Source organism: Corynebacterium sp. CNCTC7651 (assembly GCF_021496665.1).
Lineage (GTDB): Bacteria > Actinomycetota > Actinomycetes > Mycobacteriales > Mycobacteriaceae > Corynebacterium.
Genome location: NZ_CP071246.1, coordinates 1,387,997 through 1,412,484, shown reverse-complemented (window position 1 = coordinate 1,412,484; position 24,488 = coordinate 1,387,997). Strand labels below are relative to the sequence as shown.

Genomic DNA, 24,488 nt, shown 5'->3' with positions numbered 1-24,488 from the left:
GGTAGGGGCGACGCAGCCCCTACGTTCCGCAGAACGTGATGAAATCAAAGGCGCCTTCGGGCGCCTTCATCCATTCCGGGCCTGCTTCGGGGTTGAACGGGTCGGTCACCGCCGCGAGGAGCTCGAAATACGGCGCGGTGTCCCCCTGCTGCTCCGCTGCAACAATCGCCCGCTCCAGCATCCCGTTGCGGGGCACGAAGATCGGCCCGGGCTGCCCGTCGATGCCGTGTTCGCGGTTGTAGGTCGCAATGTCTTCTGCCGCGGCCAGCCCGTCGGCGTGCGGCCCCACCCAGCGCGCCCAGTGCGCGTCCCACACGTCCTGCGCATTGCCGACAATCGCTTGGGCCTTCGCCATGTCCATGACCGGCAGCAGCGCCTCCGCCAGCCGCGCCAAGTTCCAGGCGATGATGGTCGGCTGGTTGCCGAACGCGTAGCGGCCCTGCCTATCGATAGAGGAGAATACGGCGTTGCCCACAAACCGCTCCGTGAACGCGCACGGGCCGTAATCAATGGTCTCGCCGGATAGCGCAGTGTTGTCCGTATTCATCACACCGTGCACAAAGCCGATCCGCATCCACCGCGCAACGAGTTCCATTTGGCGGTTCATGACGTCGGCAAGCAAGAGCCCTGCGTCCTGGAAACCGGCGGCGGCGACTACGGCCTCCACCAACTCGCCAGATTGCGTCGCAGCGTACTGCACGGAACCGACGCGCAGGTGGGACCTTGCAACGCGCACCACAATGCCGCCTGGGACCTGGCCCTGCTGGCGAATGACATTCTCGCCGGTTGTCAGCACCGCCAGCGAGCGCGTGGTGGGAATGCCTACCGCGTGCATGAATTCGGAGACCAAGTATTCGCGCAGCATCGGCCCAACCGCGCCGAATCCGTCCGAGCCGGGGCGGGAGAACGGCGTGGGGCCGGAGCCTTTCAGCTGGATCTCGCGGCCTTCGATGTCGCCGAGGAGGAGCGCACGGCCATCGCCCAGCAGCGGCACGAACTGGCCGAACTGATGGCCGGCATACGCTGTGGCGTGGCCGCCGCCCGCCCCGGCGAGCCACTGCACGCCATCTGCGGAACGCAGCCAGGCGGGGTCGAGCCCCAGTTCCCGCGCCAGCGGCTCATTAAGCACCACCAGTTCGGCGGCGGGGAAGTCCGTGCCATCGACGGCGCGGACCATGTCCGGGAGCTGTTCGGCGAAGGAGTGACTCAGGTTGGGCTGCGGCATGGAGGCCAGCCTAGACTGAGTGGCCATGCAGACAGTCAGCGCTTCAGAAACCGGGCACGTCACGCTGGTTGGCGGCGGTCCCGGAGAATGGGATCTGCTGACCATCCGGGGGCTGCGCGCGCTGGAGGCGGCGGACGTAATCCTGACGGACCACCTGGGACCCGCGGACCAGCTCGCCCAGTTCGTGGATCTGGACGGCAAGGTGATCATCGACGTTGCCAAACTGCCGTACGGCAAACAGGTGGCGCAGGAGCGCATCAATGAGCTTCTGGTGCAGCATGCGCTGGCTGGCAAGCGCGTTGCGCGGCTCAAAGGCGGGGACCCGCACGTCTTCGGCCGCGGATTTGAGGAGTACGTTGCCTGCGCCGCTGCCGGCGTGCCCTGCACCGTCGTCCCCGGTGTCACCAGCGCAATCTCGGTGCCGTCCGCGGTAGGGGTGCCGGTGACGCAGCGCGGCGTCAACCACTGCTTCACCGTGGTCTCCGGCCACCTCCCGCCCGGGCACGCCAAATCCCTGGTGGACTGGGCCGCGCTCGGCCGCCTCGGCGGCACCATCATCGTGGTGATGGGGGTGAAAAACGTGGGCGCCATCACGCGCACGCTTATCGACGAAGGCTTGGACCCAACCACCCCCGCCACAGCAATCCAGGACGGGGAGACCGCCAAGCAGCGGGCAGTGGCCGGCACGGTTGCCACCCTGGCGGACGAGATGGAACGCGCCGGCATCACCAACCCGGCCGTCTACGTGATCGGGGAGGTGGCTGCGCATGCTCGCGGTTGATCAGCTGATTGTGGACGTGGCCGGGCTGCACCCCGGGGACGGCGCGGGCGCGGGTGCAGCAGCTCCAGGCACCATTGTGGTGACGGAGGATCCGTCGGGCGATCTTGTGCGCGCAGCACTAGCCACTGGCGCGGATGTGGTGTTCTGCGATGCGGACTACACACGGTGCCGGCATGCCGCGGCGCTCGGCGCGCGCATCGTTGGGGATACCCGTTTGGACGCGGCGCTGGCAGGAGAGAGTGGAACCGCGCTCGCCATCGGGAGGGCACCGAAATCCCTCGCGCGCCTGGAATACGTGGCGGCAGCGATCGCGGGGGCGGGATATGCAGAGGCGCAGGTAGTCCTCGGCGGCAACAACAAGCACCTGGCACGCTCGATGAATGAGGTCTTGGGCGAGGCGTTCGAGGAAGTTTCCGCGTCCCGCGGCCGGGGGAAGTTCCGCTGCCTGGTTGCCTCTGGGCCAAAACAGGTGAGTTACCAACCGCGCCGGGCCAACGGCCTAGTGGCTGTGGGCGGCGTGTTTTCCGGGGCGAAGCCGGACCGCGGCGGCGAACTGCTGCGCTCAGCGCTGCCGGATAGTGGTTTGGGCAGGTTTCTCGATCTCGGCTGCGGCAACGGCAGCGTTTCGCGTGGTCTTGCAGGGGCCGCGGACTCGGTGAGCGCCACAGACTCGGACGCGGACGCTGTGCTCTCCGCGAGGGCCATTGGGCTGGACGCGACGTGGGACGACGCCGGGTCGCGCTACCCCGCAGGAAGTTTCGACACGATAGCGCTCAATCCGCCGTTCCACGACGGAACAGCGGTGGATGCGACGCTGGTGCAACACCTGCTGGATGCCGCGAAGCGGTTGCTTGCCCCCGGCGGGCAGCTGTACCTGGTGCACAATTCGCACTTGCGCTACCGCGGTGAGGTGGAGCGGCGCTTTGCGACGGTTGAACAAGTCAGCCGCGATGCCACCTTTACCGTGCTGCGAGCTGGCTAGCTGCGAGCTGGCTAAACCAGGGCGGGGACGGGTGCGTGCTCGCCCATCTCGAAGACGCGGTCGTGCTCGGCGATGAGGGAGCGATCGTGGGTGACAAAGCCGCAGGCCACGTCGTGCTCTTCCACCAGCTTGCGCAGGAGGTCGACGATCTCGCGGGAGCGGGAAGCATCGAGGGCAGCGGTGGGTTCGTCGGCAAGCACAAGCTCCGGGGAGCCCATGAGGGCGCGGGCGATGCCCACGCGCTGACGCTGGCCGCCGGAAAGCGCTTTCATGTCGCGGTCGCCCAGGCCCTCGAGGCCCACGGCGGCGAGCAGCTCTTCAGCCCTGTCCTTGCGTGGCTTCACGCCTCGCAAGTGGTCGGTGACCAGCAGCTGGTCGCGAACGTTGAGGGCGGTGATGAGGTTGGCCTGCTGGAAGATCATGCCCATGTGGTCGCGGCGGACCTGGTCGTTGACCACGCGGCCGTTCAGCGTAGCGGTGCCGGAGTCCGGGGTGATTAGACCTGCGGCGACGGAGAGGAGGGTGGACTTGCCGGAGCCAGACTCGCCGACGATGAAGGTCAGCTGGCCGCGCTCGGCGGTGAAGTTGAGGTTGTCCAGTACGGTGCGGCGCTCCTGGCCGTCTTGGAAGGTCACGGTGACGTTGTTGAGTTCAAGCATTATGCGACACCTCCGAGTGCGCTTTGCGGGTTGACTTTGGTGATGGAGCGGGTGGCAATGAGTGCGCCGGCCATGCCGAGCACCCACACTGCGGCCGGGGGAGCGGCGATGACGGGGGCGGAGAGGGTGAACGGTGCCACGCCGGCCATGGTCATGCCGATGCCAAGGGCTGCCAGTCCGCCAACGGTCACACCGATGGCGAGCAGGATTGCGGACTGGCCGAGGGCATCCTTGAGCAGGTACTTGTTGGATGCGCCGATGGCCTTGAGGATGGCCAGGACGCGGGTGCGCTGCATCGTCCACACGCTGAGGAAGGCGATGATGACCAGTGCCGCGATGGCGTAGAGGAAGCCCTGGATCATCATCAGGGACCCCTGCTCGGACGCGTACGCCGGCAGACCCTGGAAAGATTCCTTGAGAGTGACGCCGCCGGCGGCGTTCGGGTCGTCGGACAAGAGGACGGTGCCGTCCGCATCAGTGTGGAACGCCTGCTGCCAGATATCGGTAGGCACCCATACCACCGGGGTATGAGAGTACTGCAGGTCATCCGCGATTGCGTCCACGACGGTTTCGGTGCCGCCGAGGCGGATGGTTTCGCCGGCGCTTAAGCCGAGGGAGCTGGAGGCCACGGCGCCGTCGGCAAGCACCTGGCCCCCGGGCAGTTCGGTGCCTGCCGGGAGGCTGAGGATGCCCACGGACTCTTCTTCGCCGCTTGCGCCCTGCATGAGCGTCTGGCCGGTGCCCAGCGGCACCATGCCTGGCTGCGCGTCGACGCGGGAGGTGGTGAAGGACGGCTCGGCCGGGTCGTCGAACACGACAGCCTCGGGTGCGAGCGCCTCCAGCGCGGAAGTGTTTTGCTTGCCAAGTCCCGACGTGAGACCGGTCAGGACAACAACCAGAAGGGTGATCAGCGCGACGGTGCCCACAATCAGCCCGAAGCGCCCCTTCGCCTTCTTGATTTCACGAATACCAACGAACATGGCCCCAATTGTGGCCTTGACCTGCGTGTTGTCACATCGGGAAGGTGGTTGAGAAACTGATCAACCGATCGGTTGATTACGGGGAAACCAGGTGGGGCAGGAGTCCGAGTGGGGCTAGGGTGGCGCTCATGACCACACACCGCATCATGGCCACCCTGCGCGTGAGCGTGCACGTCCTCGTCGCTGTGCTGCTGCTCGTGGGGCTTGTCGGTGCGCAGCACTGGTCCACGGTTGCGGCGGCAGCCGCGTTCGCCGCCGCGTATCTCTTCGGCACCGTGCACCAGAACCGCGGGTATTCATACACGCAAGCGCAGGCGGCGCTGTGGTTAACTGTGGTGATTTTGCTGTGGGTGGTGCTGGCGGCGCTGTCTCCCAGCTTTGTGTGGTTGGAGTTTCCGCTGGTCATGGTCGCCTGTTTCGTGCTCCCCGCTAGGTGGGGGATTGCGGTCACCGCCGGGCTTCTGGCCTACACCTTGAGCGTGACCGTGCCTGCGAACGGCATGGGCGGATTGATTGGCCCCACGATTGGCTCCATCATGGCGATCGGCATTGTCCACGCCTACCAGGCGCTGCGGGCGGATGCGGAGCATTACCGCAAGGTTGCCGCGGATCTCGAGGCCGCTCAACGCGACCTGTCCGCCGCCGAGCACGCCGCCGGCGTGGCCGAGGAACGCACGCGCCTCTCCCGCGAGGTGCACGACACCATGGCGCAGGGACTGAGCTCCATCGTGCTCCTCGGCCGCGCGCTGGACAAGGAGCTTTCGCTTATCGACGGCGCACAGCCAGCCCGCGAGACCCTCAGTACCATCCGGGAAGTCGCAGCCGACAATCTTGCGGAGGCGCGCCGCTTCGTCGCCGGCAACGCCGCAGGTGCCGGGGAGCCGCTGACGGCACGGATCGAACGGCTCGCGCGCGCCGCCGAAGCCCGCCAGCGCGCGCTCGGTTCTCCGCTTGAGGTGCGCGTCAACGCCGTTGACCTGCCGGAACCCGCGGCCTCTGTGGCGGAGCGCGTGGTGCGCGAGAGCCTCAGCAACGTCGTGCGCCACGCCGGAGCGTCGCTTGCCGTGGTGACGGTGGATAGGCTGGGCGACGAAGCGACTGTCGATGTCTTCGACAACGGCCGCGGCATCACCGGCCCCGAGGGGTTCGGCCTGAAAGGCTTGCGCGCCCGCGTTGAAGAGATCGGCGGCACCCTCACCGTGGAGGGCAACGTACTGGCCGCCACCCTGCCGCTGAAGGAGGACTGATGCTGCGTATCATGCTCATCGACGATCACCCAGTCGTCCGCGCCGGCTTACGCGCCGTGCTCGACTCGTTCGGCGACATCACTGTGGTGGCTGAAGCCTCCGACGGCACCGCCGATGTGCCGGACGAGGTGGACCTTGTGGTCAGCGACATCCAGATGCCCGGCGCAAGCGGCATCGACCTGACGCGCCGGCTGGCAGAAGCCGGCGGCCCGCCGGTGCTCATCCTGACCACCTACGACACCCAGGCCGATGTCGTCGCCGCCGTCGAAGCGGGCGCCATGGGCTACCTGCTGAAAGATGCACCCGAGGAGCAGCTGCACGATGCGGTGCTCCGCGCAGCCCGCCGCGAGCGCGCACTCTCACCCCAAGTAGCCAACGTGCTGGCGGAGCGCGTCATGCGTCCGGACGAGGCTCTCTCCGCCCGCGAGATCGAGCTGTTGCAGGCCCTACAGACCGGCGCTTCCAACCGCGAAATCGCGCAGCAGCTTTTCATCTCCCAGGCGACGGTGAAGACGCACCTGATCCACATCTACGCCAAGCTCGGCGTGGATAACCGCACTGCGGCGGTGGAAGCCGCCCGCCAGCGCCGGATTATTTAAGGGTTTTTCAGCAAAGATTCGGGTGGTACAATTTTCTGGTACCAGTTGTTTAGTGGTGGGGAGGAGATTTCAACGATGACGATGAGCGCTAGTGAAGCTCGCCGAACGTTTTTTCCGCTGCTTGAGCAGGTTAATAGCGATCGGGAAGCTATCGAGGTGGCTTCCCGCCACGGGAACGTAGTCATCATGCCGGCTGATGACTATGCCGCGTGGGTAGAAACCGCTTACCTCTTCAGGTCACCAGCGAATGCGCGTCGACTGATGGAGTCTTACGAAAACGCTCGCGCCGGGCGGTTTGAGGAACACGAACTCGACCTTGATGCGTGATGCATTTGGTATGGGATCTCAATGCCTGGGAGGACTACACCTACTGGCAAAACGAGGATCGGAAGACGCTAAAGCGGATCAATCAGCTACTGAAAGATATGCTGCGGGATCCGTTTGAGGGAATTGGCAAACCGGAGCCCTTGAAATACGGTGCCGAGGGGGCTTGGTCGCGTCGAATCACCCAGGAACACCGTCTCGTCTATCTCGTCGAGGGCCGAGATCTCGTCATCCTGCAAGCCCGTTACCACTACTAGCTACTGCGGCAGGATCAGCGGCAGCGCGTGCGCCGCGGTGTCCTCCACGACCACGGTGGCCAAGGGGGAGAGGTCAGTGCGCATCGGGGTGACCTCCACGATCGGGATCTCTCTCGCGTGCGCCATGAGCGGCAGACCGGCGGCGGGGAATACGACGCCGGAGGTGCCCACAATCAATACTGCGTCCGCGGTTTTCATGCGCCGCTCGGCTTCCAAGAAAGCGTCGTCAGGCAATGCCTCCCCGAACCACACCACGCCGGGACGCACAGCCCCGCCGCAGACCGGGCACTTCGGCGGGGTAATTGCCGGCACCTGCTCGTTGGGGATGTCGATCGGAGCGGTGTAGGGCGTATCGCAGTGGGAGCAGCGGAAGTCGAACAGCGAGCCGTGCAGGTGCACCACGTTCTTGGACCCCGCTCGCTCGTGCAGGTTGTCGATGTTCTGCGTGGTCACGGTCGCGCCGGCCATGTTCGCGATCGCAATGTGGCCCGCGTTCGGCTCCGCCTGCTGCGCCAGATGGGCGCGCCAGAGGTACCAGGCGAACATGGTCTCTGGGTCGAGGTGCCATGCGTCGATGGACGCCATGGCCTGCGGGTCCACGTTCTCCCACAGCCCGGTGACCGCGTCGCGGTACGTGGCAATGCCGCTATCGGCGCTCATGCCCGCGCCCGTGAACACCTCGATGTGTGTGGCGCCTGCCAGAATCTCCCGCGCTTGTTCGTGCATGCCTACAGGCTATCGATGAACGCCAGCGCCGGCTCCCGATACGTGAAGTTCGGCGTGCGCTCCACGGCATCGCGCATCACGGCCTTGTAGAACGGGTCCGGGTCCTGCGTGTACCGCTCCAGAGCTTGCTTGGCTACGTCCGTTGGCAACAAACACGTCGGCGGAACACCGTGGATGCCCAGGTGGGCGTTGTTCGCTTCCACCTCTGCGGCACGGATTGCGGCGGAGAAGCGGGTATTTGGCTGGTACTCGACGGCGCGGGCAAGACCCTCGCGGACCATCACCTCGTTGACCAGGATCTTGCCGTCGGAAGTATCCGCGTAGACGCCCGCGAGGTCGCGCCCGTAGCGGTCCTGGCGCTCCACGTCGTACTCCAGCCTTACAGCGCTGCCGGGCGGGATGAGCTCGGTGAGACGATGGGCGGATTCGTCGAAAAGGCACTCGCCCTGTTCGGGCGTATCGATGTTCAGGAGGCGAACGCGGGTGGTTTCGCCGTCGCGGCGGATGTCGATCGTGTCGCCGTCGACGATCTTCTCCACAGTCACTGCGTCCGGGTCGTGCCCTTGCCACGTGCGGACGGCGACTGCGATGGCGGTGATCGCCGCCGCTGCGATCGCGATGGCGAGCAGGAGGCGGAAGGCATCGCGGCGGCGGTTGCGTGTGCGGCTGCGCGTGCACGGAACTTTGCTCGATGCCATGGGCCTAGATGAAAACAAGGATCAGCACAATCGCCACGATGGGAAGCGCAATGCCCGCAACCAAGCGGCGGAGGTACCCCTTTGCTTGAGGGTGCGCGGTGTTGACCTGCACCTTGTCCGGTGCCGTCGGCAGCACACACGCCGCCATCGGATCCTCCGGCTCGTTGTACGTTCCCATGCCGGAGACCTTCAGGTTCAGGCGCGCGATGCGTTGCTCTTCCTCGGCATCGGCCGCGATCTCGGCCTGCAGCTGCTTACCGGACCGAAGCAGGCGCGCCGTCACCCAAATCACTGCCGCCATGTAGGCCACGAACAGGATGCCGAACAGCCAAAAAGGAATGTGGTCCGGGAACACTATCATCACCTGGGTCACCGCGAGCAGCATCGCCGTTGCTACCAGCACCCCTCCAAGCATCTCGTGCGTTTGACCTGCCAGCACTCGGGTGCGCTGCGCCGCCGACGCCGAGAACGGGATCGTGCTAGTCGGCGCTACCTCCCTGCGGGCCCCTGCGAGCGAAACGGGCGGCAAACACAGGGCAATCCCAAGCGAGGCTGCGACACCGATCCATGTCACCGCCGTTACCGAGAGAAACGTCTTCGGCCGCCACGCATCGGGTTCGCCGGTGATGCCGATGTGCGTTGCCACCGGGTCCGGAATCGCATCCCACCGCAGCAGCACGTACGCCAGCGCGGCTGCGTAAATCAGGGCAGTGGCGGTGAAGGCGGTGCGGGGCTTCATGAGAATGAACCGTATCAGGGCTATTTGGCCAGATGCCCTCCCGTCTCCGCGCATCTATAGAAAAGCGATAGCTCGATTTGGGCCGATTTTGGGCTCCCGGAGGGGCAAAAAGGGCCCAAATCGAGCTATTCCAAAAGTACGAATGACGTCTCGGCGCTGGAATCACTCCCGGGAGCCGCCGACTAGGAGCGTGAGTTCGTCGCCACGCACCTCCACGTCGAAGCCGGCCTCGGAAGCCGCATCGGCGAGCTCGTCAGCATCACGAATCCCCGGTGTGCCGCCTTCGCGGGCGGCCAAGAGCGCCATGTCCCGCGCCAGTTCGCCCTTGTAGTGCTTGTTAAAGTGGCTGACCACCTTGCGAGTGCCGTCCGCGAGCACGTTTTCCACCCGCACGGTCACACACGGCACGCCGGCCGGCACCGGGCCGAGCTGCTGGTACGCGCCGGAGCGCAGGTCCAGGATGAGGCCGTGCTCCTCGGCGGCAGTGGCCAACGCCTGGCTAACCGATGTCCCCCACCAGGCACGCATCGTCCGTCCACCCAACTTCGACCCGCCGGAAAGGCGGTAACGCGGAATCATGTCATTCGCACGCACAAGACCGAACAGGGCGGATCCGACGGCGAGGTGGTGCAATGCGTCGTCGGAAAGCGAACCAGCGTCGAGCGCGTCGTAGAGCACCCCGGTGTAGCGGTGAATCGCCGGCATAACGGGCGCGGTGCGCAGCTGCAGGTTCTCCTCGGCCTCCGTGCGCTTGCCGGCCGGGATTTTCAGCTCGGCCATCATGGTGTCGATTGGGGTGTTCGAAAGAGCGTCGATAAGCGTGGCCCGGATGGGGTCAAGGGTAGGGAAGGAGCAATCGATGCCGTCCGGCTCGCCGCCGGGAGCTTTGGTTTCGGAAGGTGGGAGCACGATCAGCATGGCAAAAACCCTAACGGTAGGATTTGCGTTCATGATCACACGCCTGTCAGAGCTATTCCTGCGCACGTTGCGCGAAGATCCTGCCGACGCGGAGGTGCCCAGCCACAAGCTGCTCGTGCGCGCCGGCTACGTGCGCCGCGCCGCCCCAGGCGTGTACTCCTGGCTGCCGCTTGGCCTGCGCACGCTGCGCAAGATCGAGGGCATTGTGCGCGAGGAAATGGACGCGATGGGCGCCCAGGAGCTGCTGTTCCCGGCGCTTTTGCCCCGCGAGCCGTATGAGGCGACGAACCGCTGGTCCGAGTACGGCGATGATCTGTTCCGCCTGAAGGACCGCAAGGGCGCGGACATGCTGCTGGGCCCGACGCACGAGGAGATGTTCACCCAGCAGGTGAAAGACCTGTACAGCTCCTACAAGGACTTCCCGGTGACGCTGTACCAGATCCAGACCAAGTACCGCGATGAGGCACGTCCGCGTGCGGGCATCTTGCGCGGCCGCGAGTTTGTGATGAAGGACAGCTACTCCTTCGACATGACGGATGAGGGGCTGGCGGAGTCCTACGCCAAGCACCGCGCCGCGTACCAGCGTGTGTTTGACCGCGTGGGGCTGAAGTACGAGATCTGCAAGGCCACCTCCGGTGCGATGGGCGGCTCCGCGTCCGAAGAATTCCTTGCGTACTCCGAAAACGGTGAGGACACCTTTGTGGTCTCCACCGCAGGCGACTTCGCGGCGAACGTGGAGGCCGTGACCACGGTCGTGCCGCCGGCGCGCTCGATCGAGGGGCTGCCCGAGCCGGTGGAGCGCGACACCCCGGCATCCGAGACCATCGCCGCGCTGGTGGACTGGGCGAACGGGGCGGGCGTGCGTATCGACGATCGCGAGGTCACCGCCGCCGACACCCTCAAGTGCATGGTGATCAAGGTGGACGACCCGCGCGCGGTGACCGAAGAGGGCGAGCCGGTGGGCCCGCAGCTTGTTGGCGTGCTCATTCCGGGCGACCGCGAGCTGGACGAGAAGCGCCTCGAAGCCTCCCTCGAGCCGGCCACGTTTGAGCTTGCCAGCGAGGAGGACTTTGCCAAGTCTGGCTTCCTGGTCAAGGGCTACGTCGGCCCGCGCGCGCTGGCCGCAAACGGTGTCCGTGTGCTCGCGGACCCGCGCGTGGTGGACGGCACCAGCTGGATCACGGGGGCCGATGCCCCGCAGAAGCACGTCGTCGGCCTTGTTGCTGGGCGCGACTTCACCGTCGACGGCTTCGTGGAGGCCGCCGAGATCAAGGAGGGCGACCCGTCCCCGTCCGGCAACGGCACTCTGGAGCTCGCACGCGGCATTGAGATGGGCCACATCTTCCAGCTCGGCCGCAAGTACACCGAGGCCATGGACGTGCAGATCTTGGACGAGAACGGCAAGCGCGCCGTGCCCACCATGGGTTCCTACGGCATTGGCGTCTCCCGCATGATGGCGGTCGTGGCCGAGCAGCGCCACGACGACAAGGGCCTGGTCTGGCCCGTCGCCATCGCGCCGTACCAGGTGCACGTTGCCGTGGCGAACAAGGATGCCGCCGCGCTCGAGGCCGGCGAGCGGCTGGTCGCCGAGTTCGACTCCGCCGGGCTCGAAGTGCTTTTCGACGATCGCCCTAAGGTCTCGCCCGGAGTCAAATTCAAGGACGCCGAGCTTCTGGGCATGCCGTTCCTGGTGATCCTGGGCCGCAGCTTCGCCGACGGCATTGTTGAGCTGCGCATTCGCGGCGGCGAGACCCTTGAGGTTCCGGCCGATCGCATTGTGGACCAGGTGCTCGAGCTGGTGCGTAAGGAGACCGCCCCGCTCGCGGGGTAGGGGGTCTCGGGTTGGCGGGGCAGCCCTGGCCCGCCCGCGGGCGCGCATCCGGCTACTTTCGTTGAGGCCTACAGGGGTGTAGGCCTCAACGCATTTGGGCCTTGAGGCCTACCGCAAAACTGCAGGTCGGCTGTTACTGGTGTGACTCGCCGCTCTTGAGGCCTACAGGGGTGTAGGCCTCAGCGGTCAAGGGCGGTTTGTGTACCCCCAGTGTCGGTTTGGGTCCACTCAGTGTTGCACCCATCAGTCCCGCTGGGCGTGGGCCGCAAAGTAGATCGCGTCCCGGCGCCACACATCACTTTCGGCCTGGGCGGCGCTAAGCCGCCACTGGTCCACTAGGCCACGCTGCAGGTCATCGACCAGCCGCGTGGCCTCTTCTGCATTTTCGGGCTCAACGTCCGGCTCTCGGAAAACGTACGCGGCTGGCACATCGAGTGGCTCCGCCGCCGGCGGGAGGATCTCTTGCAGCGCCACCACGCGCTCCCGTGATGCGTCGAGCAGCGCTCGAATCCGTTCGCGAAGCCCCTCGTCCGCATAAGCCAAGGCAAAGGTCAGCCCGTAGCGCAGCTGGTCCTCAGCAAACAGCAGCTGCTGCGCGGCAGCTACGTCGGCCTCAGCCTCAATACCCGACAAACCAACCGCCTGCATGTCAACCTCGTCCAGCGCGACGGCGTCAATCGCCTGCGCCACCACCACGTCCACGGACTCATCCGGCACACGGTTAGCGGCCGCGACAGTGGAATCCACAAGCGCAGAAACCGATTCCGCCGCCGGCAGCTCCGCGCCATCCAAGGAAGCATCGCAGCTCGAGGGAACTTCGCCGTTGGGGGAGGTGCCGCAGAGTCTCAAAGCTTCGTCGATAAGCTGCTGCGAGTGGAAGCGCCGCAGCTCGCCGTACGTGCCCTCGCCGGCGTCCGCTGTGGCCTGCCGTGCCAGCGCCATGATCTCTTTGTTCGGCCGCGGCCCCACGACATCCATCACGGTGCAGCCCGCCATCCCAACCGCTAGGAGGGCGGCGACGGGCACGGCAAGCAGCTTCTTCACGCGCAAAACGCTACACGATAGGCTGGAACGCATGGCATTTCCTTCAACCGAAGAACTCCGCGCGTACATCGAGCCCGTCGCCACCGCGCACGGGATGGATGTTGAGGACGTTCGCGCTGTGAAGGCCGGCAAGAAATCGCAGGTCATCGTCGCGCTGGACTCGGATACCCGCCCCACGCTCGACGAACTCGAGGTGGTGAGCCAGGAGCTTAGCGAGCTTTTCGACGCCACCGAGGACGCCGGCAAGCTCAACTTCGGCGCCGGTTACACGCTCGAGGTGACTACGCCGGGAGTGGACCTGCCGCTGACCCAGCCGCGCCATTGGCGCCGCAACCGCGGACGCCTCGCCGTCATCGAGGGCAAGGCGTGGCGCATCGGGGCCTTGCGTGACGACGAAAGCGAGATCATCCTCGTGGAAGCCGGCACGAAAACGCCGAAGGTCGCCGTGCGGGCAGTTTCGGATTTGCCTGCTGCGGTGGTAGACATTGAGTTCAACCAGCCGCCTGCCGCAGAGGTTGAGCTGGCGGAACTGTCGTTCGATGAGGCCTTGAAACTTGAGGCCGGTGAGAGGTAACAAGTGAATATTGACATGGGCGCCCTGAGGGCGATTGAGAAGAACCAGGGCATCCCGTTTGATGAGCTGCTGCAGACCATTGCCAGCTCGCTGCTGTGGGCGTACCGCGACTACCGCGAGAACCCGCAAGGGGAAAATGAGCGCGCTCGCGTGGACATTGATACGGAGACGGGCGATGTCGCTGTCATTGTCAGCGAGCTGGGCGAGGATGGGGAAGTGGTTTCGGAGTATGACGACACTCCGGTGAACTTCTCCCGCATCGGTGCTGTGGCGGTGCGCGACGCTATCAAGAAGCGCCTGCGCGCAGCCGAAGCCGGTCGCGTGTACACCGAGTACTCGGGCTTTGAGGGCCAGGTTGTGTCCGGCATTGTCCAGCGCGACGCGAACGCGGAGGCACGCGGCATTTCCGTGGTCCAGCTCGGCACCGAAGCAGACCCGCAGGACGGCATCCTGCTGCCGGCCGAGAAGATCCCGGGCGAGCACCTCTCCCACGGTGACCGCGTGAAGGCGTACGTGGTGGGCGTGAACAAGGGCGAGCGCAACGTCACCGTCAACCTCTCCCGCACGCACCCGGAGCTTGTCCGCGGCCTGTTCGCGCTCGAGGTGCCTGAGGTTGCGGATGGCTCCGTGGAGATCATCAACATCGCCCGCGAGGCCGGCCACCGCTCCAAGGTTGCCGTGCGCGCGACGGTGAAGGGTGTGAACGCCAAGGGTGCCTGCATTGGCCCGCGCGGCGCCCGCGTCACCGACATCATGCAGCAGCTGGGTGGGGAGAAGATTGACATCATCGATTACTCCGAGGACCCGGCGACCTATGTGGGCAACGCCCTCGCGCCGTCAAAGGTAGTTAGCGTCCAGGTCACCGACCCCCAGGCGCAAACCGCGCGTGTAGTGGTGCCGGATTACCAGCTCTCGCTGGCCATCGGCAAGGAAGGGCAGAACGCCCGCCTGGCTGCCCGCCTGACGGGTTGGAAGATTGACATCCATTCGGATGCGGATGCCGGAGCGGAAGGCGAAGCGGAGCAGTAACTACAGTTTCCGCACGTTTTGGCGTACTATTAACAACGGCTTAAAACCAGAACCAGCGTTGGAAAGGTACGAATGGGCATTGCAGCGGCCACGCGGCCACGCAAGCGTCCGATTCGTGTCCGAACGTGCGTCGCAACGCGTGAGCAGCTGCCCGACACCCGTTTGCTGCGGGTAGTCGCCGACCCGGATGTGCCGGGGCGGATCCTTCCGGATCCGAACCGCTGCATGCCCGGGCGCGGTGCTTGGGTAACCCCCACGCTGGAAGCGTTAGAGCTGGCGGAGCACCGCAGGGCATTCGCCCGGGCGCTGCGCCTGTCCACGCCAGTGGACGTGAGTCAAGTACGTTCGTTCCTCGCATCCCGCGAGACGGACGCAGGAAACGACCCACACGACGATAGGAAGACCGAACACTGATGAGTACGCGACCATGAAGCAGCATCAGCGATGAAAGTCACTGACCAGCCCTAGGGGCCGGTACCTCGCACGTCCTCGGACACGTAGACGTAACAGGCACTAGCTCCTAGATAAACCAACAAGGAGACACGTGCCCGGAAAGCTACGCGTTCACGAACTGGCAAAACAGCTCGGCGTAACAAGTAAGGAACTCCTCGCCACCCTGAAGGAACAGGGCGAGTTTGTAAAGACAGCATCCTCCACCATCGAACCCCCGGTGGTGAAGAAGATGCGGGCCTTCTATGAAGGCCAGGGCGACGGCGCCGCAAAGGACAGCGCTAAGCCCGAAACCGCGGGGTCTGCGCCCAAGCCGGGTGCCCCGAAGCCTGGTGCCCCCAAGCCTGGCGCAGCCAAGCCGGGTGCTCCGAAACCGGGCGCTCAGCAGGCTGCGAAACCGGCTCAGCCGGCCGCAAAGCCCGGTGCCCCGAAGCCGGCAGGTCAGCCTGGCCCCAAGCCGGGCGCACAGCAGTCTGCACCGCAGCCGGGTGCTGCAAAGCCCGCACCCGCCAAGCCTGCGGCAGCAAAGCCGGGTGCAGCGAAGCCCGGTGCAGCAAAGCCTGGTGCGGCGAAGCCCGGCGCTCCGCGTCCGGCAGCAGCGGCTAAACCTGGTGCGCCTGCAGAGCAGCAGTCTGCACGCCCGAATGCGCCGAAGCCTGGCGCCCCGAAACCGGCCGCACCGAAGCCAGCGGCGCCGAAGGCTGCCGAAGGTGGCCCGACCCCGGGCGCAATGCCACGTCCGATGCCCAAGCCGGGCGGTCGCCCGCGCGTGGCCAACAACCCGTTCTCTTCCAACACCGGCGGCGGCCGTCCGGCTCCGCGCCCGGGTGGTGGCCGTGGCGGCCAGCAGGGTGCTGGCGGCCGTGGTCGCGGCCCGGGCCAGGGTGGTCAGGGGCAGGGCCAGGGCGGCCAGCGCGCTGGCGCTGGTCAGGGTCGTCCGGGACCCCGTCCGGGCGGAAACCGCCCGTCGCCAGCCGACATGGCTGCAGCGCCGTCGCCTACCCAGATGCCGTCCAAGTCTGCGAACGCCGCGCGCGGTCGCGGCGGTAGCCAAGGCGGACCGGGTCGCGGCCGCGGTGGCCAGGGTGGCCCCGGCGGTCAGGGCGGAGGCCCGCGCGACGGGTTCCGCGGCGGCGGTCGCGGTGGTCGCCGCGGCGGTACCGCAGGTGCTTTCGGCCGTCCGGGTGGTGCACCCGGCCGCGGCCGTAAGTCGAAGCGCCAGAAGCGCAGCGAGTACGAGGAGATGCACGCACCGAACGTCATCGGCGGCGTGCGCCTCCCGGACGGCGGCGGTGCAACCGTGCGCCTGCGTCAGGGTGCAACCCTGTCTGACCTCGCGGAAAAGATTGGCACCGAGGCATCGAACCTCGTGCAGGCCCTGTTCAACCTGGGCGAGATGGTGACGGCTACGCAGTCTGTCTCCGAGGAGACGCTGCAGCTGCTCGGCGCCGAGATCAACTACGAGGTGCAGATTGTCTCGCCGGAGGATGAGGACCGCGAGCTGCTCGAGTCCTTCGACCTCCAGTTCGGCGAGGACGAGGGCGGCGAGGAGCTCCTGGAGCAGCGTCCGCCTGTGGTGTCCGTGATGGGCCACGTCGACCACGGTAAGACCCGTTTGCTGGACTCCATCCGCAACGCCAACGTGGGTAAGGGTGAGGCCGGCGGCATCACCCAGGGCATCGGTGCATACCAGACCACCGTGACCCTGGAGGATGAGCCGCGCACGATCACCTTCCTGGATACCCCGGGCCACGAGGCGTTTACCGCCATGCGTGCCCGTGGTGCGAAGTCCACCGACCTTGCAATCCTGGTGGTTGCTGCGGATGACGGCGTGATGCCGCAGACCGTGGAGGCCATCAACCACGCGAAGGCTGCTGAGCTGCCGATCGTGGTTGCGGTGAACAAGGTTGATAAGCCGGAGGCGCAGCCGGACAAGATCCGCGGCCAGCTCACCGAGTACGGGCTGGTGCCGGAGGAGTACGGCGGCGACACGATGTTCATCAACATCTCCGCGAAGCAGGGCACGGGTATCGACGAACTGCTCGAAGCCGTGCTCCTGACCGCGGACGCGGCGCTGGAGCTGACGGCGAACCCGGACATGGATGCGCAGGGCATTGCCATCGAGTCCCACCTGGACCGCGGCCGCGGCCCGGTGTCCACCGTTATCGTGCAACGCGGCACCCTGCGCGTCGGCGACTCCATCGTCGTCGGCGGCAACTTCGGCCGTGTGCGCCGCATGGTGGATGAGTGGGGCAACGACGTCGAGGAGGCTGGTCCGTCCCGTCCGGTGCAGGTCCAGGGTCTCAACGGCGTGCCCGGCCCGGGCGACAACCTGCTTGTGGTGGAGGACGACCGTGTTGCGCGCCAGATCGCCGCGCAGCGCGATGCCCGTCACCGCGCCGCTATGCAGGCCCGCACCAAGAAGCGCGTGTCCCTGGAGAACCTGGATCAGGCGCTCAAGGAGACCAGCCAGCTCAACCTCATCCTCAAGGGCGACAACGCCGGCTCCGTGGAGGCGCTGGAGGAGGCCCTGCTCAAGATCGAGGTGGACGACGAGGTGGAGGTGAACATCATCGACCGCGGTGTCGGTGCTGTCACCCAGACCAACGTCCTGCTGGCTGCCGCGTCCGATGCCGTCATCGTGGCGTTCAACGTCCGCGCCGAGGGCAAGGCCACCGAGGAGGCCAACAACGAGGGCGTGGAGATCCGCTACTACTCGGTGATCTACCAGGTCATCGAAGAGGTGGAGCAGGCCCTGCGCGGCATGCTCAAGCCGATCTACGAGGAGCGCGATCTTGGCCAGGCGGAGATCCGCCAAATCTTCAAGGCCTCTGCCGTCGGCCTCATCGCCGGCTGCATGGTCACCGAAGGCAAGGTCAAGCGCGGCGTCAAGGTTCGCCTGGTGCGCGACGGCAACGTGGTCACTCCGGACGCGACGATTGAGTCGCTGCGCCGCGAGAAGGACGACGTCACCGAGGTAGCCAAGGGCTACGAGTGCGGTATGGTGCTGTCCTACCCGGATATCCAGGTGGATGACATCATCCAGGCGTACGAGATGGTTGAGGTGCCGCGGACCTAGGCAGCTAGGCTGGTACGCAACCGTCGTCAAGCAAGAAGCCCCACCCCGCGCTCACCTGCAGCGCGGGGTGTGTGCGTTTGGGCGCAGGCAGCTACCATGGGTAAGGTTTGCGCGTCGCTGGGCTTTTGCTTATCGACGTCCGATTGCACACCCCAAAGAATCAAAGGAGACGAGATGGCTGACAACCCACGCGCCCAGCGCCTGGCGAAGCAAATCCAGCAGATCGTGGCCACCGCGATTGAGCGTGAGGTGAAGGACCCGCGCTTGGAGCTGGTGACTATCACGGACGTGCGCGTCACCGGCGACCTCCATGACGCCACTGTGTACTACACCGTGCGGGGTAGGGGCATCGACGATGAGCCCGATTTGGATCAGGCGGCAGAGGCGCTGCACCGCGCGCGCGGCCAGATCCGCAAGATTGTCGGCGATCAGCTGGGCGTGCGCTTCACGCCGACGCTGAAGTTCGAGCACGACACGATTCCGGAGGCCTCCGCGAACATGGAGGAGCTGCTGAATCGTGCGCGTGAGCGTGATGCGGAGACGGCCCGCCTGCGTGCGAATGCGCAGCCTGCGGGTGATTCCAACCCGTACCGCACGCGCGGTGAGAGCGGGGAGTAAGTCACGCGGATGGAATCATTGTTCCCAGGCGATGAGGGGCGTTTCGCCGCTATCGCCGAGACGCTGCGCGGTGCCGAAAAGGTATCCGTTGTGGCGCATGTGAAGCCCGACGCGGATGCCGTTGGCTCTGCCTGCGGTTTGGCGGCGGGATTGCGCGGTATGGGTATTCAGGCGGATGTGTTCATTGGCCAGACCTACCCGCACGCGGAGAATCTGCGCACCGTGCCTGGTGTCGGCGAAATCACGTACGGCGCTACCCTGCCGGCGGATGGGCTGGTGGTCACGGTGGATTGCGCGTCGATCGACCGCACAGGTCTGCTTCAGGAGGCGATCGCCGCGAATCCTGAGCGCGTGATTGTGATTGACCACCACGAGACCAATCCGGGCTTCGGCGGGACGAATCTGATTATTGATTCGGAGTCCACCACCACCCTTGTTCGTGAGCTATTCCGGCACCTTGGCGTGGCGCTCACCGAAGAGATCGCGTACTGCCTGTACGCAGGCTTGGTCACTGACACGGGCAGTTTCCGCTGGGGCACGCCGCGGATGCACGTGCTGGCCGCGGAGCTGATGACGTACGGGCTGAACACCCGCCAGATCGCGCTTGACCTCATGGATTCCATGAGCGCGCTGGACTTGCGGATCATGGGCTCCGTGCTGGCGGATATGCAGACGTTCCGCGAGAAGGGGCTGACCGTCAGCGTCATCGCGATTCCTGCCGAGGCGTTGGCGCGGATGAGCCAAACTGCCGTGGAATCCATCATCGAATACGCCCGTGCGCTCCAAGGCAGCGATGTGGGTGTGGTGTTCAAGCAGCAGGCTCCGCGGTACTGGGCGGTGAGCCTGCGTTCCAGCGTGATTGATGTTTCTCAGGTCGCTGCCGCCTTGGGCGGCGGCGGGCACATTCCGGCTGCAGGCTACTCCGCAACCGGCACGCTCGACATGGTCACGCGCGAGCTGTTGGCCGCGCTGCCGGAGTGACGCGCGAGGTGGGCGCGGGAGTAAGCCCGCGCCAGATCTTTGCGCTCGCGCTGCCGGCGCTCGGCGTCCTGGCAGCAAATCCGCTGTACCTGCTCTTGGATACGGCGGTGGTGGGCAGGCTGGGTACCGGCCAACTGGCTGCACTGGCCGCCGGTACCGCGATCCAGTCCACGGTGACCACGCAGCTGACGTTTTTGTCCTACGGCACCACCGCGCGCAGTTCCCGGCTGTACGGTGCCGGCAAGCGGGACAAGGCCGTCGCGGAGGGCGTGCAGGCCACGTGGGTGGCGGTAGCGGTGGGGCTTGCGCTGGCAGGACTTATCTGGGCGTTTGCGCAGCCGATTGCCCTGTGGTTGACCAATGATCAGGCCACCAGCGTCGCCGCGGCGGCGTGGATGCGCATGGCGGCGTTCGCTATCCCGCTGACCTTGATCATCATGGCCGGCAACGGGTGGATGCGTGGCGTGCAGAACACCAAGCTGCCGTTCCGTCTCACCTTGTGCGGGCTGATCCCCGGCGCGATATTGCTGCCGTTTGCGGTAGACCGCTACGGGCTGGTCGGGTCCGCCGCGGCGAATGTGCTGGGGATGGGTATCGCCGCCTCCCTCTTCCTGGTTGTCCTGGTGCGGGAGCACGCGGCCAACGGCGGAAGTTGGGCGCCGCAGTGGTCCATAATTTCCCAGCAGCTGGTGCTGGGCCGCGACCTCATCTTGCGCTCCCTGTCCTTCCAAATCTCCTTGCTCGCCGCAGCAGCGGTGGCGGGTAGGTTCGGCGTGGCCGTGCTGGCCGCCCACCAGATCATGCTGCAGCTGTGGAACTTCCTCACGCTTGTCTTGGATTCCATGGCCATCGCGGCGCAGACGCTCACGGGAGCTGCCCTCGGTACCGGTCAGGTGGCCCGGGCGAAATCGGTGGGTGTGCAGGCCACCAAGTACACCGTGGTGTTATCGCTGGTGCTCGCGGCCGTGTTCGCGGTGCTGGCGAGGCCCATTCAGTCCATCTTCACCCGGGACCCGGCGGTGTTCGGGGAGCTCGGTGTCCCGTGGTGGCTGCTCATCGCAATGATTGTCGCCGGAGGCGTGGTGTTCGCTCTCGACGGCGTCATGCTCGGCGCGGGCGACGCCGCCTTCCTGCGCAACCTCACCATCGTGTCCGTGCTCGGTGCCTTTGTGCCGTTGACTGTCGCTTCCATGTACTTCGGGTGGGGGCTCACCGGCATCTGGGCTGGCCATCTTGCGTCGATAGTCATGCGCCTGGTGGGGGACGTGCTGCGCTTCAGGTCCATGCGGTGGGCCCGCACCGGGCAGAACTGAGAGTGGTCTGCCCGTCTGTGTTAGGAATGTACGCATGACAACCACCACCTTGTGGGCGGTGAGTGACCTGCACGCGGCGGTGAAAGCCAACACACCGTGCATTGACGCGATCCAGCCCGCAGATCCGTCTGACTGGCTCATCGTTGCGGGCGACGTAGCAGAGCGCCACGATCTAATTGTCCGCGTCATGGGCAAACTGGCTGAGCGTTTTGACACTGTCATCTGGGTGCCGGGCAACCATGAGCTCTTTTCCCGTTCCGCCGACCGGTACCGCGGCCGGGAGAAGTACACGGCGTTGGTGCAGTCCATGCGCGAGATGGGGGTGATAACGCCGGAGGACCCGTACCCGGTCTTCGGCGGTGTCACAGTGGCGCCGCTGTTCACGTTGTACGACTACTCGTTCCGCGCCCCCGACATGAGCGTGGAGGAGGCAATTGCCGCCGCCCGCCAACGCAATATCGTGATGACGGATGAGTTCGCCATCGCGCCCTTCGTGGATGTGCGTGCGTGGTGCTGGGACCGGCTGGCGTACACCACTAAGCGCCTGTCCCGCATCGAAGGGCCGACGATCCTGGTCAATCACTGGCCGCTGGTGCAAGAGCCGACCATGAAAATGCGGTGGTCCGAGGTGGCGCTGTGGTGCGGAACCCGGCATACCCGGAGCTGGCCGCAGCGCTACAACGCGGAGGCGGTAATCTACGGGCATTTGCACATGCCGGGCATCATGCAGATTGACGGCATCAAGCACATCGAGGTTTCGCTGGGCTACCCCCGGGAATGGCAGCCGCGGAACCATGCGCCGATCCCGTTCCCGTACCCGGTCATGGAGGTGAGCCTGTGATGCAGGACCACCATCTGTTCCCGGCAGCCGCGCGCGTGGTGTACCTGCGCAACGACGACGCGGGGGACCTGACGAACTACCGTGACCTGCTGCCCAGCGAGCGCGAAGAGGTCAGCGGTGCCGTCGATCTGCGCAAGGGCGAGTTCGGCGACGCCCGCTGGTGCGCGCACCAGGCACTCAAGGAGCTCGGCTTGACCACGCATGAGGCGATCCTGCGAGGCGAGCGCGGCATGCCGCTGTGGCCCGCCGGATTTACGGGATCCCTCACCCACACGGAGGGGCTCCGAGCCGCGGTCGCCGCGCCGACGCGCCACGTTCGCTCCATGGGCCTTGACGCGGAGCCGGCGCAGGCCCTCCCGGACGGTGTGCTGGCCCAGATCGCGCGCCCCGAGGAGCTGATTGCTGTACGGCGCATGCAGGAAGCCGGTCAGGAATGGGCGGACCGGCTGCTGTTCTGCGCCAAGGAAGCCACCTACAAGTGCTGGTTCCCCATGACGCGGCGCTGGCTTGGTTTCGACGAGGCGGAGATTGAGCTGCGCACGGACGGCACGTTCACGTCCCGGCTGATGGCGCGGCCCACACCGGCGCCGTTCTTCGAGGGGCGCTGGGTGGTCCGCGGCGGCTACGTCATCGCCTCTGCGTTCTTGGAGTGCTAATACGCCGGCGGTGCTAAAGCGTTGACGGGCGGGCGACGAAGACGGTCGCTAGGCGCTTGCCCTGCTCCTTCACTAGGGCCACGACGCGCCCGTCCGGTCCTTGCGCGGCGTGCACGCCTGTGAGCCCGCGTGGCTCGAGCCATTTTCCCATGGCTAGCGCATCGTACTCATCCTGGGTGACAGCTAGGACTGGCCAGGCGCGGGACAGCGCCTCATCCATCGTGAGCGAGAGGATCGGTTCATCCTGCAGCGCACCCAGCGGGGCGGCGTCCTCAATGGTGAAGTGGCCGGAAGTGAGTCGTCGTAAAGCAATTAAGTGGCCTCCGACGCCTAACGCTGCCCCGAGGTCGCGGGCGAGCGAGCGGATGTAGGTGCCGGAGGAGCAGTGCACGCGCACGTCGAGGTCGATGACGCTGCCGTGCCGGCGCGTGTCCGTGATGTCGATGCTGTGGACGGTGACGGGGCGGGCGGGAATGTCCACCTCCGCGCCCTCGCGGACCAGCTCGTGGGCGCGTTTGCCGTCGATCTTGATGGCGGACACGCTCGCCGGCTTCTGCATGATGTCGCCGGTCAGCGTATCGACGATCGCCTGGATAGCCTCGTCGGTGACAAGCGATGCGTCCGCGGTGGAGAGTACCTCGCCCTCCGCGTCGTCCGTGGTGGTGGAGGCGCCGAGGCGGATCGTGGCCTTGTAGGTCTTGTCGTCTGCGACCAGGTGGGCCAGCAGCTTCGTTCCGCGCTCAATGCCTGCGACCAGCACGCCCGTCGCCATCGGGTCCAAAGTGCCCGCGTGGCCGACCTTCCTGGTGTTGAAGGCGCGGCGCAGTTTCGCCACCACGTCATGGCTGGTCATGCCCGCGGGCTTATCAACAACGACGATTCCGGAAGATGCCAAGGGGTCCGTCATGGTAGATCAGTATGCCTGAGGGGCCATGCCGTACTCTATGCCACGTGGATATCTTGCACGGCCTCGACGCGATCCCCGGCGACCTTGCAGCAGGCGGGGGCACCGTGGTCACCATCGGCGTGTTCGACGGCGTGCACCGCGGCCACCAGCTGCTGATTACCGAGGCAGTTGCGCGTGCGAAGGAACTCGGCGTGCCGTGCGTGGTGATGACGTTTGACCCGCACCCGCGCACCATCTTTGCGCCAGAATCCGCACCGGCGGAACTCACGCCGCTGACGGAGCGCGCCCGGCACATCGCGGAACTTGGTGTGGACACGTTGCTGGTGATTGACTTCCGTAAAGAACTCGCAGGAGACAGCCCGGAGGAGTACGTGCGGGATGTGCTGCTGGGCAAGCTAGGCGCACGCCACGTGGTGGTGGGGGAGAATTTCACCTTTGGCAAGGACGCGGCCGGCACGTCGGCGACGATGGCGCAGCTCGGCGAGCGCTTCGGGGTAGACGTGACCGTTGTGGGCTTGCTTGGCGACGGCGGAGTGCGCATCTGCTCCACCGCCATCCGCGACCAGCTTTCCGGCGGCAACATCAAGGTGGCCACCGATTACATGGGGCGGCCGTTCTCCGTGGTCGCGCCGATTGAGCGGGGTGCCGGCCGCGGGGGGCGCGAGCTGGGCTACCCGACGGCGAACCAGTACGCGGGCGCGGGTGCCGCCCTGCCGGGCGACGGGGTGTACGCCGGCTGGCTGACGATTATCGACGACGGGGAGATAGACGGCGACATGGAACCCGGCGTGCGGTACCCGGCAGCGATTTCCGTGGGCACGAACCCGACGTTCGGGGACGCGCGCCGCAGCGTGGAGTCTTTTGTGCTGGACAGGGATGCCGATCTGTACGACCGGATGGCGCGCGTGGAGTTTGTGGAGAAGGTCCGCGACATGACCAAGTTTGATTCCGTGGACGAGCTGCTGGAGCACATGGCACGAGACGTTGCGCGCACCCGCGACATCCTGGGCGCATAGAGATTGCGGGGCAC

General features: G+C 66.0%; 26 protein-coding genes. 17 read left to right on the top strand and 9 right to left on the bottom strand.

Translation table 11 applies throughout. The features are described from left to right. Positions 1 to 19 precede the first annotated feature (19 nt). Positions 20 to 1,225: a protein adenylyltransferase SelO family protein gene (locus tag JZY91_RS06850; protein WP_234947134.1), complete on the bottom strand. Its 1,206-nt coding sequence runs from the start codon at positions 1,223 to 1,225 to the stop codon at positions 20 to 22. Between the two features lie 25 nt (positions 1,226 to 1,250). On the opposite strand from JZY91_RS06850, the gene cobA reads away from it, so the two are divergent. Both cobA and JZY91_RS06840 read left to right on the top strand, forming a co-directional pair. Then, positions 1,251 to 2,006, top strand: a complete 756-nt coding sequence (gene cobA / locus JZY91_RS06845; protein ID WP_234947133.1) for a uroporphyrinogen-III C-methyltransferase — start codon at positions 1,251 to 1,253, stop codon at positions 2,004 to 2,006. Further along, positions 1,993 to 2,988, top strand: a complete 996-nt coding sequence (locus JZY91_RS06840; RefSeq protein WP_234947132.1) for a class I SAM-dependent methyltransferase — start codon at positions 1,993 to 1,995, stop codon at positions 2,986 to 2,988. The genes cobA and JZY91_RS06840 overlap by 14 nt, the downstream gene beginning before the upstream one ends. A gap of 11 nt (positions 2,989 to 2,999) precedes the next feature. On the opposite strand, the gene JZY91_RS06835 is transcribed toward JZY91_RS06840, so the two are convergent. Together JZY91_RS06835 and JZY91_RS06830 are read right to left on the bottom strand one after the other, a co-directional pair. Next, positions 3,000 to 3,647: an ABC transporter ATP-binding protein gene (locus tag JZY91_RS06835; protein ID WP_234947131.1), complete on the bottom strand. Its 648-nt coding sequence runs from the start codon at positions 3,645 to 3,647 to the stop codon at positions 3,000 to 3,002. Beyond that, on the bottom strand, positions 3,647 to 4,627 hold the full coding sequence (locus JZY91_RS06830) for an ABC transporter permease (protein ID WP_234947130.1): 981 nt from the start codon (positions 4,625 to 4,627) through the stop codon (positions 3,647 to 3,649). Before JZY91_RS06830 ends, JZY91_RS06835 begins: the two co-directional genes overlap by 1 nt. A 128-nt stretch (positions 4,628 to 4,755) precedes the next feature. Between JZY91_RS06830 and JZY91_RS06825 the strand changes: the two genes are divergently transcribed. From JZY91_RS06825 to JZY91_RS06810, 4 genes are all read left to right on the top strand, one after another. Further along, positions 4,756 to 5,874, top strand: a complete 1,119-nt coding sequence (locus JZY91_RS06825) for a sensor histidine kinase (RefSeq protein WP_234947129.1) — start codon at positions 4,756 to 4,758, stop codon at positions 5,872 to 5,874. Beyond that, entirely contained in the window at positions 5,874 to 6,473 is a 600-nt protein-coding gene (locus tag JZY91_RS06820) for a response regulator transcription factor (protein WP_234947128.1), read from the top strand. The genes JZY91_RS06825 and JZY91_RS06820 overlap by 1 nt, the downstream gene beginning before the upstream one ends. Before the next feature lie 75 nt (positions 6,474 to 6,548). Continuing rightward, complete coding sequence (locus tag JZY91_RS06815) at positions 6,549 to 6,800, top strand: type II toxin-antitoxin system Phd/YefM family antitoxin (RefSeq protein WP_234947127.1); 252 nt, start codon at positions 6,549 to 6,551, stop codon at positions 6,798 to 6,800. Continuing rightward, entirely contained in the window at positions 6,800 to 7,054 is a 255-nt protein-coding gene (locus JZY91_RS06810) for a Txe/YoeB family addiction module toxin (RefSeq protein WP_234949082.1), read from the top strand. The genes JZY91_RS06815 and JZY91_RS06810 overlap by 1 nt, the downstream gene beginning before the upstream one ends. On the opposite strand, the gene JZY91_RS06805 is transcribed toward JZY91_RS06810, so the two are convergent. The 4 genes from JZY91_RS06805 to JZY91_RS06790 all read right to left on the bottom strand — a co-directional run bounded on the left by JZY91_RS06805 (position 7,055) and on the right by JZY91_RS06790 (position 10,135). Further along, complete coding sequence (locus JZY91_RS06805) at positions 7,055 to 7,780, bottom strand: NAD-dependent deacylase (RefSeq protein WP_234947126.1); 726 nt, start codon at positions 7,778 to 7,780, stop codon at positions 7,055 to 7,057. Between the two features lie 2 nt (positions 7,781 to 7,782). Further along, a complete protein-coding gene (locus tag JZY91_RS06800; protein ID WP_234947125.1) occupies positions 7,783 to 8,478 on the bottom strand; it encodes a thermonuclease family protein in 696 nt (231 codons plus the stop codon). Positions 8,479 to 8,482: 4 nt separating this feature from the next. Further along, the gene (locus JZY91_RS06795) at positions 8,483 to 9,217 is read right to left on the bottom strand and encodes a DUF1648 domain-containing protein (protein WP_234947124.1); all 735 of its coding nucleotides are present in this window, start codon (positions 9,215 to 9,217) and stop codon (positions 8,483 to 8,485) included. Positions 9,218 to 9,379: 162 nt separating this feature from the next. Beyond that, entirely contained in the window at positions 9,380 to 10,135 is a 756-nt protein-coding gene (locus JZY91_RS06790; protein ID WP_234947123.1) for a peroxide stress protein YaaA, read from the bottom strand. 31 nt (positions 10,136 to 10,166) lie between these two features. Here JZY91_RS06790 and JZY91_RS06785 point away from each other — a divergent pair, with 31 nt between their 5' ends. Continuing rightward, positions 10,167 to 11,966 carry a proline--tRNA ligase gene (locus JZY91_RS06785; RefSeq protein ID WP_234947122.1) on the top strand — a complete coding sequence of 600 codons (1,800 nt, stop codon included), beginning with the start codon at positions 10,167 to 10,169 and terminating at the stop codon, positions 11,964 to 11,966. Positions 11,967 to 12,209: 243 nt separating this feature from the next. On the opposite strand, the gene JZY91_RS06780 is transcribed toward JZY91_RS06785, so the two are convergent. Then, a complete protein-coding gene (locus JZY91_RS06780; protein WP_234947121.1) occupies positions 12,210 to 13,010 on the bottom strand; it encodes a hypothetical protein in 801 nt (266 codons plus the stop codon). Between the two features lie 31 nt (positions 13,011 to 13,041). On the opposite strand from JZY91_RS06780, the gene rimP reads away from it, so the two are divergent. From rimP to JZY91_RS06735, 9 genes are all read left to right on the top strand, one after another. Next, positions 13,042 to 13,584: a ribosome maturation factor RimP gene (rimP, locus tag JZY91_RS06775; protein WP_234947120.1), complete on the top strand. Its 543-nt coding sequence runs from the start codon at positions 13,042 to 13,044 to the stop codon at positions 13,582 to 13,584. 3 nt (positions 13,585 to 13,587) lie between these two features. Beyond that, positions 13,588 to 14,613: a transcription termination factor NusA gene (nusA, locus tag JZY91_RS06770; protein ID WP_234947119.1), complete on the top strand. Its 1,026-nt coding sequence runs from the start codon at positions 13,588 to 13,590 to the stop codon at positions 14,611 to 14,613. Between the two features lie 72 nt (positions 14,614 to 14,685). Continuing rightward, positions 14,686 to 15,027, top strand: coding sequence for a YlxR family protein (locus tag JZY91_RS06765; protein ID WP_234947118.1), 342 nt, complete (start codon positions 14,686 to 14,688; stop codon positions 15,025 to 15,027). A 130-nt stretch (positions 15,028 to 15,157) separates the two neighbouring features. Further along, a complete protein-coding gene (gene infB / locus JZY91_RS06760; protein WP_234947117.1) occupies positions 15,158 to 18,142 on the top strand; it encodes a translation initiation factor IF-2 in 2,985 nt (994 codons plus the stop codon). Between the two features lie 174 nt (positions 18,143 to 18,316). Further along, on the top strand, positions 18,317 to 18,760 hold the full coding sequence (gene rbfA, locus JZY91_RS06755) for a 30S ribosome-binding factor RbfA (RefSeq protein WP_234947116.1): 444 nt from the start codon (positions 18,317 to 18,319) through the stop codon (positions 18,758 to 18,760). A 9-nt stretch (positions 18,761 to 18,769) separates the two neighbouring features. Next, a complete protein-coding gene (locus JZY91_RS06750; RefSeq protein ID WP_234947115.1) occupies positions 18,770 to 19,741 on the top strand; it encodes a bifunctional oligoribonuclease/PAP phosphatase NrnA in 972 nt (323 codons plus the stop codon). 8 nt (positions 19,742 to 19,749) lie between these two features. Further along, positions 19,750 to 21,054 carry an MATE family efflux transporter gene (locus JZY91_RS06745; RefSeq protein ID WP_234947114.1) on the top strand — a complete coding sequence of 435 codons (1,305 nt, stop codon included), beginning with the start codon at positions 19,750 to 19,752 and terminating at the stop codon, positions 21,052 to 21,054. A 34-nt stretch (positions 21,055 to 21,088) separates the two neighbouring features. Next, positions 21,089 to 21,895, top strand: coding sequence for a metallophosphoesterase (locus tag JZY91_RS06740; RefSeq protein WP_234947113.1), 807 nt, complete (start codon positions 21,089 to 21,091; stop codon positions 21,893 to 21,895). Beyond that, the gene (locus JZY91_RS06735; RefSeq protein ID WP_234947112.1) at positions 21,895 to 22,551 is read left to right on the top strand and encodes a 4'-phosphopantetheinyl transferase; all 657 of its coding nucleotides are present in this window, start codon (positions 21,895 to 21,897) and stop codon (positions 22,549 to 22,551) included. Before JZY91_RS06740 ends, JZY91_RS06735 begins: the two co-directional genes overlap by 1 nt. Before the next feature lie 13 nt (positions 22,552 to 22,564). On the opposite strand, the gene truB is transcribed toward JZY91_RS06735, so the two are convergent. Continuing rightward, positions 22,565 to 23,458: a tRNA pseudouridine(55) synthase TruB gene (gene truB, locus JZY91_RS06730; protein WP_234947111.1), complete on the bottom strand. Its 894-nt coding sequence runs from the start codon at positions 23,456 to 23,458 to the stop codon at positions 22,565 to 22,567. 44 nt (positions 23,459 to 23,502) lie between these two features. Here truB and JZY91_RS06725 point away from each other — a divergent pair, with 44 nt between their 5' ends. After that, positions 23,503 to 24,474, top strand: coding sequence for a bifunctional riboflavin kinase/FAD synthetase (locus tag JZY91_RS06725; protein ID WP_234947110.1), 972 nt, complete (start codon positions 23,503 to 23,505; stop codon positions 24,472 to 24,474). Positions 24,475 to 24,488 lie beyond the last annotated feature (14 nt).

Coding starts and splice junctions, on each gene's coding strand:
- JZY91_RS06835 (WP_234947131.1), bottom strand. CDS start 3,647: ATGCTTGAACTCAACAACGTCACCGTGACCTTCCAAGACGGCCAGGAG.
- JZY91_RS06805 (WP_234947126.1), bottom strand. CDS start 7,780: ATGCACGAACAAGCGCGGGAGATTCTGGCAGGCGCCACACACATCGAG.
- cobA (WP_234947133.1), top strand. CDS start 1,251: ATGCAGACAGTCAGCGCTTCAGAAACCGGGCACGTCACGCTGGTTGGC.
- rimP (WP_234947120.1), top strand. CDS start 13,042: ATGGCATTTCCTTCAACCGAAGAACTCCGCGCGTACATCGAGCCCGTC.
- JZY91_RS06830 (WP_234947130.1), bottom strand. CDS start 4,627: ATGTTCGTTGGTATTCGTGAAATCAAGAAGGCGAAGGGGCGCTTCGGG.
- JZY91_RS06765 (WP_234947118.1), top strand. CDS start 14,686: ATGGGCATTGCAGCGGCCACGCGGCCACGCAAGCGTCCGATTCGTGTC.
- JZY91_RS06750 (WP_234947115.1), top strand. CDS start 18,770: ATGGAATCATTGTTCCCAGGCGATGAGGGGCGTTTCGCCGCTATCGCC.
- JZY91_RS06795 (WP_234947124.1), bottom strand. CDS start 9,217: ATGAAGCCCCGCACCGCCTTCACCGCCACTGCCCTGATTTACGCAGCC.
- JZY91_RS06820 (WP_234947128.1), top strand. CDS start 5,874: ATGCTGCGTATCATGCTCATCGACGATCACCCAGTCGTCCGCGCCGGC.
- truB (WP_234947111.1), bottom strand. CDS start 23,458: ATGACGGACCCCTTGGCATCTTCCGGAATCGTCGTTGTTGATAAGCCC.
- JZY91_RS06740 (WP_234947113.1), top strand. CDS start 21,089: ATGACAACCACCACCTTGTGGGCGGTGAGTGACCTGCACGCGGCGGTG.
- JZY91_RS06825 (WP_234947129.1), top strand. CDS start 4,756: ATGACCACACACCGCATCATGGCCACCCTGCGCGTGAGCGTGCACGTC.
- JZY91_RS06785 (WP_234947122.1), top strand. CDS start 10,167: ATGATCACACGCCTGTCAGAGCTATTCCTGCGCACGTTGCGCGAAGAT.
- JZY91_RS06850 (WP_234947134.1), bottom strand. CDS start 1,225: ATGCCGCAGCCCAACCTGAGTCACTCCTTCGCCGAACAGCTCCCGGAC.
- JZY91_RS06735 (WP_234947112.1), top strand. CDS start 21,895: ATGCAGGACCACCATCTGTTCCCGGCAGCCGCGCGCGTGGTGTACCTG.
- JZY91_RS06840 (WP_234947132.1), top strand. CDS start 1,993: ATGCTCGCGGTTGATCAGCTGATTGTGGACGTGGCCGGGCTGCACCCC.
- JZY91_RS06815 (WP_234947127.1), top strand. CDS start 6,549: ATGACGATGAGCGCTAGTGAAGCTCGCCGAACGTTTTTTCCGCTGCTT.
- JZY91_RS06810 (WP_234949082.1), top strand. CDS start 6,800: ATGCATTTGGTATGGGATCTCAATGCCTGGGAGGACTACACCTACTGG.
- JZY91_RS06800 (WP_234947125.1), bottom strand. CDS start 8,478: ATGGCATCGAGCAAAGTTCCGTGCACGCGCAGCCGCACACGCAACCGC.
- JZY91_RS06790 (WP_234947123.1), bottom strand. CDS start 10,135: ATGCTGATCGTGCTCCCACCTTCCGAAACCAAAGCTCCCGGCGGCGAG.
- rbfA (WP_234947116.1), top strand. CDS start 18,317: ATGGCTGACAACCCACGCGCCCAGCGCCTGGCGAAGCAAATCCAGCAG.